Raw genomic sequence first — 13,308 nt, forward strand, 5'->3', positions numbered from 1 at the left:
CTGCCCGCCTGACTCACGGATTTACTGCCCCATGCTGCCTTCCATCGAACAACGCCTCGCCATCGAACTGGCCGCCAAGCCGGCGCAAGTTGCCGCCGCCATCGCCTTGCTGGATGAAGGCGCCACCGTCCCGTTTATTGCACGCTACCGCAAGGAAGCCACCGGCGGCCTCGACGACATCCAGCTGCGCCTGCTGGAAGAGCGCCTGCGCTACCTGCGCGAGCTGGAAGACCGGAGAAGCGCGATCATCTCCTCGATCACCGAGCAGAACAAGATGACGCCCGAGCTGCTGCAGCAAATCGCGCTGGCCGAAGACAAAACCCGCCTGGAAGATTTATACCTGCCATATAAACAGAAGCGCCGCACCAAGGCGCAGATCGCGGTCGAAGCCGGCTTGGCCCCGCTGGCCGACGATTTATTGAGCGACCCGGCGCGTAATCCGGAAGAAGAAGCGGCCAAATACCTGCGCGAGGCGTTCAGCAATGCCGATGGCGTGAACAACCCGGGCGTGCCCGACACCAAGGCTGCGCTCGACGGCGCGCGCCAGATCCTGATGGAACGCTTTGCTGAAGACGCGACCCTGCTGCAGGCACTGCGCGAATACGTGCAGGATCACGGCGTGGTCGAATCGAAAGTCGTCGCCGGCAAGGAAGACGAAGGCGAAAAATTCGCCGACTATTTCGATTACTCGGAGCCGCTCGCCAGCGTCCCCTCGCACCGGGCGCTGGCCCTGATGCGCGGGCGCCGCGAAGGCATCCTCGACGTCGTGCTGCGCCTGGACACCGAGGCGGAAAAGCCAAAATGGGACGCCCCGCACAATCCGTGCGAAAGCCGCATCGCCGCCCGTTTCGGCATCAAGAGCGCAGGCCGCCCGGCCGACAAATGGCTGCTCGACACCGCGCGCTGGACCTGGCGCGTGAAAAGTTTTATGTATATCGAAACGGAATTGATGGGGGCCTTGCGCGAAAAAGCCGAACTCGACGCCATCAACGTGTTCGCGCGCAATTTAAAAGCGCTGCTGCTGGCCGCCCCTGCCGGCCAGCGCGCCACCATGGGCCTGGACCCGGGCCTGCGTACCGGTGTGAAAGTGGCGGTGGTCGACGCCACCGGCAAAGTGGTCGACACGGCCACCATCTACCCGCACCAGCCGAGGAACGACTGGGACGGCTCGCTGCATGTGCTGGGCCAGCTCGCCGCGAAGCACAACGTCTCCCTGATCTCGATCGGCAACGGCACCGCCTCGCGCGAGACCGACAAGCTGGCGCAGGATCTCATTAAAGCCCGGCCGGAACTCACACTCACCAAGATCGTCGTCTCGGAAGCCGGCGCCTCGGTGTATTCGGCCTCCGAATTCGCCTCGCGCGAATTGCCGGACATGGATGTCTCGATCCGCGGCGCCGTCTCGATCGCGCGCCGCCTGCAAGACCCTTTAGCGGAACTCGTAAAAATCGACCCGAAATCGATCGGCGTCGGCCAGTACCAGCACGACGTCTCGCAGACCCAGCTCGCGCGTTCGCTCGACGCCGTGGTCGAGGATTGCGTGAACGCGGTCGGCGTGGACGTGAACACGGCCTCGGCGCCGCTGCTGGCGCGGGTGTCGGGATTATCGAGCAGCGTGGCCCAGAGCATCGTCAGCTACCGCGACATGAAGGGCGCTTTTGCTTCGCGCGCGGCCTTGAAAGCCGTGCCGCGCCTGGGCGATAAAACCTTCGAACAGGCCGCCGGCTTCCTGCGCGTAATGGGCGGAGAAAACCCGCTGGATGCTTCGGCAGTGCACCCGGAATCCTATCCGGTCGTGCAAAAGATCCTGGCGGACGTAAAACGCGACATGAAGGCGGTGGTCGGCGACAGCGCCCTGGTGAAAAGCCTGAATCCGGCCAAGTATGCGGACGACAAATTCGGCGTGCCGACCGTCACCGACATTTTGAAAGAGCTGGAAAAGCCGGGACGCGATCCGCGCCCGGAATTCACCACCGCGACCTTCAAGGAAGGCGTCGAGGAGATCAGCGACCTGCGCCCGGACATGATTTTAGAGGGCGTGGTCACCAACGTCGCCGCCTTTGGCGCCTTTGTCGATATCGGCGTGCACCAGGATGGCCTGGTGCACATCTCGGCGCTGTCGAACACGTTTGTGAAAGATCCGCACACGGTCGTCAAAGCGGGCCAGGTGGTCAAAGTAAAAGTGCTGGAAGTCGATCCGAAACGCAAACGCATTGCGCTGACGATGCGCCTGAGCGATTCGGCGCCGCAGCCGGGATCGCAGCCCCAGCAGCGCGGCGACCGCGACGACCGCAAACGCGTGGCCCAGCACCAGCGCCAGGAACGCCCTGCCGCGCAGGATGCGGCAGGCGCGATGGCGGCGGCTTTTGCCAAGCTGCGCAAATAAGCCGTGGTCTGCGCGCCGCTCGACCCAAGCAGTGCCGACGCGCGCGCCTTAATTGCGGAACTCGAGGCGGCGCTGGCGGCGATCTGCGGCGACAGCGGCTCGGGTTCCTTCGACCCGAACGACGTGCGCGGGCCGGGTGCGGTTTTTCTGGTGGCGCGCGATGGCGCCGGCGCGGCGCTCGGCTGCGGCGCATTGCGGCCGCTGGCGCCGGGCGTGGCGGAACTGAAGCGGATGTATGCCAGGCCGGGCACTGGCGCCGGGCGCTTTTTACTGGGCGAGCTGGAAGCGCAGGCGCTGGCGTTCGGGTATCGGGAAGTGTGGCTGTCGACCAGGAGAATCAACCTGCGGGCGCTCGCGTTTTATGAGCGGCACGGCTATCTGCCGGTCGAAAATTACGGCAGGTATGCAGGGCGCGAAGCATCGGTTTGCCTTGGCAAGCGCATGGCTTAAGCGATAGCCGATGAAAGTGGCGGACCGTACGTTACCCATGAGCCACCATCGTTCCCGGCAATTCGGTTTAACTAAAAAACTGCGCCATCTCCGGCACGCGTTTGACCAGGATGCCAAACACATACAGCGCCAGGCAGGCCAGGCCGATCTGGTTCATGCGCTTGCGGCTCATCGCAGGCTGGCCGGTTTTCCTGATGTGCAGGGCGTCGCGCAGCAGCACGGCTGCGTAAATGGTCAGGGCCAGTCCCGTGATGATGACGCCGGCGCCGTCGCGTGTGATGCCGCTGTAAATGTCGTAGAGTCCGACAAAGCCCAGCACGAAGGTGAGTACCAGGTTGAAAACGGCTGAGGGTGCGACCTTGGGAGCTTGTAGCATGGGAAATCCTGATCGTTGGCAGAAGAGAAACCGGGCGATCATACCGCAATCGCCGGCCTGCCTGGCAGCAGGCGAAGTGGGCGCTTGCGCCGCACCGCCGCGGTCGATTTCTTATAGAATGGCGCCATCCCCCATTTTCTCACCGAAGGCAAGCACATGAGCGACGTACAATCCTGGATCAAAGAGACCGTGACCACCACCCCGGTCGTGCTGTTCATGAAGGGCACCGCGCAGTTCCCGCAATGCGGCTTTTCCGGCCGCGCCATCCAGATCCTGAAAGCCTGCGGCGTCGATAACATCGCCACCGTCAACGTGCTGGAAGATCCGGAAGTGCGCCAGGGTATCAAGGACTATTCGAACTGGCCAACCGTGCCGCAGCTGTACGTGAACGGCGAATTCATCGGCGGCACCGACATCATGAACGAGATGTACGCGTCGGGCGAACTGCAGGCCATGTTCCCGAAAAATGCCTGATCAACGATCGCGCCGCATTGTCGTCGGCATCACCGGCGCGACCGGCGCGGTCTATGGCGTGCGCCTGCTGCAAAGGCTGGCGCTCGTTCCCGGCGTCGAGACCCACCTCGTGGTCTCCGATGCCGCCTCCCTGACCCTGCACCAGGAAGTTGGAATGCAGCGGCGCGACGTCGAGGCGCTGGCCCACGTCGTGCATAAAAATCGGGAAATCGGTGCATCGATTGCCAGCGGCTCGTTCCAGACCGATGGCATGGTGATCGCGCCCTGCTCGATGAAGACGCTGGCCGCCGTAGCGCATGGCCTGGCCGATAATCTGGTCGCACGCGCGGCCGACGTCATATTAAAAGAACGGCGCAGACTGGTGCTGATGGTGCGCGAAACGCCGCTGAACCTGGCGCACCTACGCAATATGACGGCGGTCACGGAAATGGGCGGGATTATTTTCCCGCCATTGCCGAGCTTTTATCACCGCCCGGCCAGTATCGACGAGATGGTCGACCATACGCTCGACCGGGTGCTGGATTTGCTGGGCATCGACAACGTGGCGGCGCCACGCTGGACCGGCATGCGGGGCACGCCGGACGCTCCAGCCAGCTGAACTCAGCGTTTCATGAAATGGTCGCTGTCACCGGCCTTTTTCAATTCCCGTGCTTCTTCCAACATACGCCGCTGGGCGATGCGTTTGCGCATCACCTCCGCATGGCGCGCGGCCGTCATCGGCGGCGCAGTCATGAGTTCTTTCAGCTGGGCAGTGTTCATGTAATTGCTTTTCATTGGCGCACGTTCCTCGGCTGTGAGAATTTGATTATGCGCCAACCCGGACAATTTGTACTGCCCGACTCGGAAGAAAATTTGTAAGCGGAAACGCAGTCGTGAAGAAGGCGCGGGCTTACTTGGGGGTGGGTTGGTGGTTCATCCGTACTAGCATCCGGATGAACTCGCGCGCCAGCTGGCGGTGATGTTCGTCCAGGCGCTGCAGGTCGGCGATCAGCTTGACGTCGGCCGATTCGAAACGCGCGCTGGCGCCGCCTTCGGCTTGCGCACCCGGCGTCTCGGTTCCGCCGAAGCGCAGCCAGTCGGCCGGCACGCCCAGCCACTGGGCGATCATGCGCAGCTTTTCCTGGGTCGGAATGGCTTCGCCCACAAGCCATTTGCGGGCGGCATGCACCGTGATGGGACGGCCTTCGAAGCGAATGTTAAATTCGCGCGCCAGGCGGGTCGGGCTGTCCGGTGAATAATGTGCGTTTTTCAGCGCTTGCTGGAGACGCTCACTAAAGCTCTCCCGTTCGTTCGTGGAATTCATGATGGCACTATTTCATGCTCGACCATAAAAGTCAGTTAAGCGTCCAAAAAGACCGCTTGTGACACTTTTCAGGCCGAAGACTTAACAAAGAAGTGGAAATTGATGAGATTTTTCGTGCAACGCGAAATCATGCCACAAAATTTCCAAGAAGCATGAATGTATCTCACCCGTATCTGAGCAGAAATAAATATGTATCGCGTGCGCGACAGGCAAGCCGGCCGAAGGCCGTTGCACAGGATGCGGGCGGGGCAGGACGCCCCGGGCGGATCCGGCGGGAAAAGCGGTCAGGTCAGGTGGAAGCGGATGATTCCATCGACGCCAGTTACACGCTTTAACATACCATCATTCCAAAGTTTATGCAGGTGGGCTAGCGCCTCACCCAGGGCAAAGCTGAGCTGGTGGGCATCGAGCTGGCGCCGGAACATGATCGGCACGATGTCCATTGCACTGCACGGCACGCGGCAGGCTTCCTGCACTTCGGCCAGGCGCGCCACGTGGTGTTCGCGCAGCTGCGCGATGCGGGTGTGCAGGCCGCGGAAGGGCTTGCCGTGCGAGGGCAGCACCAGCACGTCCTGCGGCAGGTCGGCGAACTTGTCGAGCGAATCGAGGTATTGCTGCAGCGGGTTGCCTTCCGGTTCGACCGCGAACACGGAAACGTTGGTCGAAATGCGCGGCAAGACCATGTCCCCCGAGATGAGCACATTGCGTTCTTCGCAGTACAAGGAGGCGTGCTCCGGCGAGTGGCCGAAACCGGTGATCACGCGCCAGCTCGCATTGCCGATCGACACCAGATCATTGTCCTGCAGCCGGGTATAGGCGTCCGGCACGCTCGGCACCAGCGAGGGATAATAATTGCGGCGGCTGCGCATCTGCTCGAGCATGGCCGGCTCATTCAAACCGTGGCGCTCGAAATGGGGAATCGCCGAGGGCCCGTCGACGCCCGGCAGGGCCGCGGCCATCATGCGCGCGAAGCCGAATTCGCCGGCCGTCAGCCAGAACGGCGCATCGAAACGCGTGCACAGCCAGCCGGACAGGCCGACGTGGTCCGGGTGGCAGTGCGTGGCCAGCACGCGCAGCACGGGCGCACCTGCCATCGGGCCCGCCAGCACTTGTTCCCAGTTGGCGCGGGTGGCGTCGGTCGCCACGCCGCAATCGATCACGGTGTAGCCGCTCCTCCCTTCCCGCTCGTCTGTCAAGAGCCACAAGTTGATGTGGTCGAGGGCGAACGGCAGCGGCATGCGCAGCCAGGCCAGACCCGGCGCCAGCGCGCGCACGCCGCCCGGTGGCGGCAATTCGTCGGCGAAGGGATAAACGAGCTGGGATTCGAGCGGATTCATGTTCGACAATCTTTCGTGGTTATGCAATGCGGGCGCGCTACAATGTGTTTGACGTTGACGTAAACGGAAACACCAGGGAATTCTAAGCGATTCTACGATCTGCCACTTTCAGCCGCTTTTCCATGCCCACGACCTACACCATCGCCGAACTGGCCCGCGAATTCGACATCACCGCGCGTGCCATCCGCTTCTATGAAGACCAGGGTTTATTAAGCCCGAGCCGCGAAGGCGTCGGCGGGCGCAGCCGCGTCTACACGCCGCGCGACCGTACCCGCTTGAAATTGACCCTGCGCGGCAAGCGCCTCGGCCTGACGCTGTCGGAAATCAAGAGCATCGTCGACATGTACGAGTCGCCCAAGGACACGGCGGCGCAAATCAACCGCTTTCTGGGCGTGCTTTCGCACCAGCGCGAAACCCTGGAGCAGCAACGTGCCGACATCGAGATGGCCCTGGAGGAAATTTCCGCGCACGAGGAAGAATGCCGCCGCCTGCTGGCCGACAGCAACACGCCGGGCGGCGTCCCGGACGCAATCGACGCCAGCAAAGCTGCCTGATTTTCAGGCAGCACGACGACGAGCTTTACCCGCTACTTGACGTTTACGTTAACGTCACACGCGAGTATGATTCGACGTGCCCATTCCATACCCGTTCACCGAGAGGACGACATGCTGCATCTTCCAGGCTTGACCTTTGACCATGGCGAAGACATCGCCGCGCTGCGCGAAGCAGTCCAACAGTTTGCAGCAGCCGAAATCGCGCCGCGCGCTGCCGAAATCGACCGCACCGACCAGTTCCCGATGGACCTGTGGAAGAAGATGGGCGAACTCGGCCTGCTCGGCATCACCGTCAGCGAGGAATACGGCGGCGCCAACATGGGCTACCTGGCCCACATCATCGCGATGGAAGAAATCTCGCGTGCCTCCGCGTCGGTCGGCCTGTCCTACGGCGCCCACTCGAACCTGTGCGTGAACCAGATCAAGCGCAACGGCACCGAAGAACAAAAACAGAAATACCTGCCGAAGCTGATTTCGGGCGAACACATCGGCGCGCTCGCCATGTCCGAGCCGAATGCAGGTTCCGACGTGGTCAGCATGAAGCTGCGCGCCGACCTGAAGGGCGACCACTACGTCCTCAATGGCAACAAGATGTGGATCACCAATGGTCCGGACGCCGACACCCTGGTCGTCTACGCCAAGACCGACCTCGAAGCGGGCGCGCGCGGCATGACCGCCTTCCTGATCGAGAAGGGCTATAAAGGTTTTTCGATCGCGCAAAAGCTCGACAAACTCGGCATGCGCGGCTCGCACACGGGCGAACTGGTGTTCCAGGATTGCGAAGTGCCGGTCGAAAACGTGCTCGGCGGCGTCGGCAAGGGCGTCAACGTGCTGATGTCGGGCCTGGATTTCGAGCGCACCGTGCTCTCCGGCGGCCCGCTGGGCATCATGTCGGCCTGTATGGATTCGGTTGTTCCTTACATCCATGAGCGCAAGCAGTTCGGCCAGGCGATCGGCGAATTCCAGCTCATGCAGGGTAAAGTGGCCGACATGTATTCGACCATGATGGCTTGCCGCGCCTATGTGTACGCCGTCGGCCAGGCCTGCGACCGCGCGACCAATGCCGCCGCCATCCGCGCCCTGCGCAAGGACGCCGCCGGCGCCATTTTGTACAGCGCCGAAAAGGCGACCTGGATGGCGGGCGAAGCGATCCAGACCCTGGGCGGAAATGGTTATATCAACGAGTATCCGGTCGGCCGTCTCTGGCGCGATGCCAAGCTCTACGAAATCGGCGCCGGCACCAGCGAAATCCGCCGCATGCTGATCGGGCGTGAACTGTTTGGCGAGACGATGTAAATAGAGTTAGCTTGTGCCGTAGGGATGTAGGGTGGGCGGGTCTCCCGCCCACGCGTTCAAATCACGTTTGAAATGCCCGCGCGCTTGATCTAGTGCTGGCTGAACGCGTGGGCGGCAAAGCCGCCCACCCTACCTCCTGCTGCATACCCAACACTGCACTAAAATAGCCGATACCCAAGCCCAGGCGCGAGACGAACGATGACCCAAGTTGCGTTCCCCAAACTGCTGTCTTCCCAGATAGCGTTCGACATCGCGCGCAGCATCCTCGACGGCTTCGACAAGCACTACCGCCTGTTCCGCGAGGCCAGCCAGGCCGCCAAACGCCATTTCGAAACCGCCGACTGGCCCGTCGCCCAGCGCGCCGCGCGCGAGCGCATCGATTATTACGACCAGCGCGTGCAGGAAGCCGTGCGCGCCCTGGAAGACGAGTACGCGCCCGAGGAACTGGCCGACCACGTCTGGCGCGAAATCAAGCTGCATTACATTGGCCTCTTGTCCGGCCACAAGCAGCCGGAACTGGCCGAGACCTTTTTCAATTCGGTCAGCTGCCAGATCCTGCACCGCACCTATTACCACAACGATTTCATCTTCGTGCGCCCGGTCATTTCGACCGAATACATCGACACCGAAGAATTGCTGCCGACTTACCGTGTGGTGTACCCGGCCGCCGACGGCCTGCGCTTTGCATTGAAACGCATCGTCACCAATTTCCAGCTCGATTGCCCCTTCGCCGATCTCGAGCGCGATATCGCCCTGGTCGAAGCGTGCATGACGCAAGCCTTCGGCTTGCAAAAACGCGAACCGAACCAGCAATTCCAGGTGCTGTCGAACCTGTTCTTCCGGAACAAGGGCGCCTATATCGTCGGGCGCGCCATCAACGGCGCGCGCGACTATCCGTTCGTGATTCCAGTGCTGCACGACGGGCGCGGCGAACTCTTCCTCGACACGGTACTCACCGACCTGGAACAGATCGCCATCCTGTTCTCGTTTACGCGGGCCTATTTTTTGGTCGACATGGAAGTGCCCTCGGCCTATGTGCAATTTTTACGCAGCATGCTGTCGCGTAAGCCGAAGAGCGAAATCTACACCCTGCTCGGCCTGCAAAAACAGGGCAAGACCCTGTTCTACCGCGATTACCTGCAGCATTTGAAGCACAGCTCCGACTGTTTCCAGAGCGCGCCCGGCATCCGCGGACTGGTCATGCTGGTGTTCGAGCTGCCCTCCTTCCCCTATGTCTTCAAGGTGATCAAGGATTTTTACCCGGCGCCGAAAGACACGACGCGCGCCCAGGTCAAGGAAAAATACCTGCTCGTCAAACACCACGACCGCGTCGGGCGCATGGCCGATACGCTCGAATACTCGGACGTCGCCTTTCCGCTGGCGCGCTTCAGTGACGAGCTGCTCGCCGAACTGCGCCATCATGCGCCCTCGCTGATCGAGATCGAGGGCGATTACATCATCCTCAAGCACCTGTATATCGAGCGCCGCATGGTGCCGCTGAATATCTACCTGGCCGAGGCCGAAAAGGCGGGCGACGACGCGCGCATCGAGCACGGCGTGCGCGAATACGGGAATGCCATCCGCGACCTGGTCGCTGCGAATATTTTTCCCGGCGATATGCTGTACAAAAATTTCGGCGTCACGCGCCAGGGCCGGGTCGTGTTCTATGATTACGACGAGATCGAATACCTGACCGATTGCGTGTTCCGCGATATTCCCGAGGCGCGCACCGAGGAAGAGGAAATGTCGGCCGAGCCGTGGTACCCCATTGGAAAACACGACGTCTTTCCGGAACAGTTCGGCCATTTCTTGCTTGGAAATTCGAAGATCCGCCACCATTTTCTACAACATCACGCGGACCTCTTGACGCGCGCCTGGTGGCAGGCGCACAAGGACCGCATCCTGGCGGGCGAGGTGCACGATATTTTTCCTTACCCGCAGCAGATCCGTTTTCACCACCCGATCACCACCCCGGCGCTTTCACTTGAAACAGCGCCATCCCTTTTGGAGAACCAAGAATGAATGATCCAGTCGTTATCGTCGGCGCCGCCCGTACCCCGATGGGCGCCTTCCAGGGCGATTTTTCCTCGAAAACGGCAAGCGACCTCGGTGCGGTGGCAATCAAGGCCGCCGTCGAGCGCGCCGGCGTCGATCCGCAGTCCGTGGAACACGTCTATTTCGGTAACTGCCTGATGGCCGGCCAGGGCCAGGCCCCGGCCCGCCAGGCGCTGATCAAGGCCGGCCTGCCCCTCTCGACCGGCGCCGTCACCCTGTCGAAAATGTGCGGCTCGGCCATGCAGGCGGCGATCTTCGCGCATGACCAGCTCGTTGCCGGCAGCGCCGACGTCGTCGTTGCAGGCGGCATGGAATCGATGACCAACGCGCCTTACCTGATCCCGAAGGCACGCGGCGGCTACCGCATCGGCCACGCGCCGATGTTCGACCACATGATGCTCGACGGCCTGGAAGACGCCTATTCGCGCAACGAGAAGACTGGCGAAGGCCGTTCGATGGGCACCTTCGCCGAAGAGTGCGTCGCCTCGTACAACTTCACCCGCGAAGAGCAGGACAACTTTGCCATCACCTCCGTCAAGCGCGCCCAGGCCGCCAACAGCGACGGCTCGTTTGACTGGGAAATCGCACCGGTCAGCGTCGCTGCCCGCAGCGGTGACGTGGTCATCGAGAAAGACGAAGGCCCGCTGAAGGCCAAGATCGACAAGATCCCGACGCTGCGTCCTGCCTTCAAGAAGGACGGCACCGTGACCGCCGCCTCGTCTTCGTCGATCAACGACGGCGCCGCGGCCCTGGTCATGATGCGCGAATCGAAGGCCAAGGAACTCGGTCTCACGCCAATCGCGCGCGTCGTCGGCCACGCCACCCACGCCCAGGAACCGAACCTGTTCACCACCGCCCCGATCGGCGCGATGCACAAGCTCTTTAAAAAGACCGGCTGGACGGCTGGCGATGTCGACCTGTTCGAGATCAACGAAGCCTTTGCCGCCGTGCCGATGGCCGCCATGCGCGACCTGGACATCCCGCACGACAAGGTCAACATCCACGGCGGCGCCTGCGCACTGGGCCACCCGATCGGCGCTTCCGGCGCGCGCATCGTCGTGACCCTGCTCGGCGCCCTGAAAAAGACCGGCGGCAAGCGCGGTGTGGCGGCGCTGTGCATCGGCGGTGGTGAAGCCACGGCAATGGCGATCGAGATGGTGTAATTGACGTTGTAACGCGTGGAGTTGTAATTCAGGCCACTGGCCTGAATTACTCCACGCGGTTGAACCCCAACCGAAGGGAATAACATGCCTACTGCCCTGATCATCGGCGCCTCGCGCGGCATCGGCCACGAACTGGTGCGTCAATACCGCGCCGACGGCTGGCGCGTGATCGCCACCGCGCGTAAACCAGAAGACATCGACAGCCTGACCCGGCTCGGCGCCGAAGCGCACGCACTCGACGTCACCGACCTCGATGCCATCGCCGGCCTTGGCTGGAAACTCGACGGCGAAAAAATCGACACCGCCTGGCTGGTCGCCGGCGTCTATGGCCCGCGCAGCGAGGGCTTCCCCACGCAAGACGATTTCGACAGCGTCATGCACACCAATGTGCTGGCCGCGATGCGCCTGCTGCCGATCGTGGCGCCCCTGGTGGCATCGACGCGCGGCAAACTCGGCGTGCTCTCGTCGCGCATGGCGTCCATCGGCGGGCGCAATGGCGCCAACGGTTCGCTCTACCGCGCCAGCAAGGCGGCCCTGAATTCCGTGCTGCGCGACACCGCCATCACCCATGGCCCGCAAGGCGCCACCTGCATCGCCTTCCACCCCGGCTGGGTCCAGACCGACATGGGCGGCAGCGCGGCGGCCATCAGCGCCGAGCACAGCGTGCGCGATTTACGGGCGACGCTGGCGAACGCCACCCCTGCCGCGAACGGCAGTTTCCTGAACCACGACGGCGAGCCGATTCCCTGGTAAGCCGATCCCAAGACCACAAGACAAGAGACACCATGATCCTGACCGAAGAACACCAGATGATCCGCGACGCCCTGCGCAGCTTTTCGCAGGAACGCCTGGCCCCGCAAGCGGCGCGCTGGGACAAGGAACACTATTTCCCGAAAGCCGAACTGAAGGAACTGGCCCAGCTGGGCGCCTTCGGCGTGGCGGTGCCGGAGCAGTACGGCGGCGCGGGCCTTGATTACGTGTCGCTGGCGCTGGTGCTGGAAGAAATCGCGGCCGGCGACGGCGGCATCTCGACCATCATCTCGGTCAACAACTGCCCGGTCTGCAGCATCGCCATGATGTACGCCAGCGAAGCGCAAAAGCAGCAGTGGCTGGTTCCCCTGGCCCAGGGCGAACTGCTCGGCGCCTTTGCGCTCACCGAACCGCACACCGGCAGCGACGCCGCCGCCCTGCGCACCACGGCCACGCGCGATGGCGACGAGTACGTCATCAACGGCACCAAGCAGTTCATCACCAGCGGCAAGTACGGCGATGTCGCCATCGTGATGGCCGTCACCGATAAGGCGGCAGGTAAAAAGGGCATCAGCGCCTTCTGGGTGCCGGTGAACACCCCCGGCTATATCGTCGCCGGCATCGAACAGAAGATGGGCCAGCATTCCTCGGACACGGCGCAGATCGTGTTCGAAAACTGCCGCATCCCGGCCGCCAACCTGATCGGCGAAGAAGGCATGGGCTATAAGATCGCCCTGTCCGGCCTGGAGGGCGGGCGCATTGGCATCGCCTCGCAATCGGTGGGCATGGCGCGTGCGGCTTTCGAGGCGGCGCTGGCCTACGCCAAGGACCGCGAGAGCTTCGGCAAAGCCATCTTCGAACACCAGGCCGTGCAGTTCCGCCTGTCGGAAATGGCGATGCAGATCGAAGCGGCGCGCCAGCTGATCCTGCATGCGGCCTCGATGAAGGATGCGGGCCTGCCCTGCCTGAAGGAAGCGGCGATGGCAAAATTGTTCGCCTCCGAGATGGCCGAACGCGTGGTGTCGAGCGCGATCCAGGTCTTCGGCGGCTATGGGTATGTGGCCGACTTCCCGATCGAACGCATCTACCGCGACGTGCGCGTCTGCCAGATTTACGAAGGCACGAGCGATATCCAGAAAATCCTGATTGCACGGGCTCTCTGAC

General features: G+C 62.5%; 14 protein-coding genes. 10 read left to right on the forward strand and 4 right to left on the reverse strand.

All coding sequences use genetic code 11. The annotated features are described in order from the left end of the window. Positions 1-31: 31 nt before the first annotated feature. Together NMB41_RS24460 and NMB41_RS24465 are read left to right on the forward strand one after the other, a co-directional pair. A complete protein-coding gene (locus tag NMB41_RS24460) occupies positions 32-2,386 on the forward strand; it encodes a Tex family protein (RefSeq protein ID WP_494380324.1) in 2,355 nt (784 codons plus the stop codon). A 3-nt stretch (positions 2,387-2,389) separates the two neighbouring features. Further along, on the forward strand, positions 2,390-2,836 hold the full coding sequence (locus NMB41_RS24465) for a GNAT family N-acetyltransferase (protein WP_494380325.1): 447 nt from the start codon (positions 2,390-2,392) through the stop codon (positions 2,834-2,836). Between the two features lie 67 nt (positions 2,837-2,903). On the opposite strand, the gene NMB41_RS24470 is transcribed toward NMB41_RS24465, so the two are convergent. Next, positions 2,904-3,212, reverse strand: a complete 309-nt coding sequence (locus NMB41_RS24470; RefSeq protein WP_494380326.1) for a hypothetical protein — start codon at positions 3,210-3,212, stop codon at positions 2,904-2,906. A gap of 156 nt (positions 3,213-3,368) precedes the next feature. Here NMB41_RS24470 and grxD point away from each other — a divergent pair, with 156 nt between their 5' ends. Next, on the forward strand, positions 3,369-3,686 hold the full coding sequence (gene grxD / locus NMB41_RS24475; RefSeq protein WP_494380327.1) for a Grx4 family monothiol glutaredoxin: 318 nt from the start codon (positions 3,369-3,371) through the stop codon (positions 3,684-3,686). Continuing rightward, positions 3,679-4,284: a UbiX family flavin prenyltransferase gene (locus NMB41_RS24480; RefSeq protein WP_494380328.1), complete on the forward strand. Its 606-nt coding sequence runs from the start codon at positions 3,679-3,681 to the stop codon at positions 4,282-4,284. Before grxD ends, NMB41_RS24480 begins: the two co-directional genes overlap by 8 nt. Before the next feature lie 2 nt (positions 4,285-4,286). Here the strand turns inward: NMB41_RS24480 and NMB41_RS24485 are convergent, their stop codons facing one another. The 3 genes from NMB41_RS24485 to NMB41_RS24495 all read right to left on the reverse strand — a co-directional run bounded on the left by NMB41_RS24485 (position 4,287) and on the right by NMB41_RS24495 (position 6,326). Then, a complete protein-coding gene (locus NMB41_RS24485) occupies positions 4,287-4,445 on the reverse strand; it encodes a hypothetical protein (RefSeq protein WP_494382938.1) in 159 nt (52 codons plus the stop codon). A 130-nt stretch (positions 4,446-4,575) separates the two neighbouring features. Then, complete coding sequence (locus NMB41_RS24490; RefSeq protein ID WP_494380329.1) at positions 4,576-4,989, reverse strand: hypothetical protein; 414 nt, start codon at positions 4,987-4,989, stop codon at positions 4,576-4,578. Between the two features lie 284 nt (positions 4,990-5,273). Beyond that, the gene (locus tag NMB41_RS24495; protein ID WP_494380330.1) at positions 5,274-6,326 is read right to left on the reverse strand and encodes an MBL fold metallo-hydrolase; all 1,053 of its coding nucleotides are present in this window, start codon (positions 6,324-6,326) and stop codon (positions 5,274-5,276) included. A 122-nt stretch (positions 6,327-6,448) separates the two neighbouring features. Between NMB41_RS24495 and NMB41_RS24500 the strand changes: the two genes are divergently transcribed. The 6 genes from NMB41_RS24500 (at position 6,449) to NMB41_RS24525 (ending at position 13,307) form a co-directional block, all read left to right on the forward strand. Beyond that, positions 6,449-6,880, forward strand: a complete 432-nt coding sequence (locus tag NMB41_RS24500) for a MerR family transcriptional regulator (protein ID WP_494380331.1) — start codon at positions 6,449-6,451, stop codon at positions 6,878-6,880. Between the two features lie 111 nt (positions 6,881-6,991). Further along, on the forward strand, positions 6,992-8,176 hold the full coding sequence (locus tag NMB41_RS24505; protein WP_494380332.1) for an isovaleryl-CoA dehydrogenase: 1,185 nt from the start codon (positions 6,992-6,994) through the stop codon (positions 8,174-8,176). A gap of 198 nt (positions 8,177-8,374) precedes the next feature. Further along, positions 8,375-10,198: a bifunctional isocitrate dehydrogenase kinase/phosphatase gene (gene aceK / locus NMB41_RS24510; RefSeq protein ID WP_494380333.1), complete on the forward strand. Its 1,824-nt coding sequence runs from the start codon at positions 8,375-8,377 to the stop codon at positions 10,196-10,198. Next, positions 10,195-11,394, forward strand: a complete 1,200-nt coding sequence (locus NMB41_RS24515; protein WP_494380334.1) for an acetyl-CoA C-acetyltransferase — start codon at positions 10,195-10,197, stop codon at positions 11,392-11,394. The genes aceK and NMB41_RS24515 overlap by 4 nt, the downstream gene beginning before the upstream one ends. A gap of 84 nt (positions 11,395-11,478) precedes the next feature. Beyond that, positions 11,479-12,147: an SDR family oxidoreductase gene (locus NMB41_RS24520; protein ID WP_494380335.1), complete on the forward strand. Its 669-nt coding sequence runs from the start codon at positions 11,479-11,481 to the stop codon at positions 12,145-12,147. A 32-nt stretch (positions 12,148-12,179) separates the two neighbouring features. Beyond that, a complete protein-coding gene (locus NMB41_RS24525) occupies positions 12,180-13,307 on the forward strand; it encodes an acyl-CoA dehydrogenase family protein (protein ID WP_494380336.1) in 1,128 nt (375 codons plus the stop codon). Position 13,308: the final 1 nt, after the last annotated feature.

Source organism: Massilia sp. FBCC-B171, assembly GCF_059134155.1.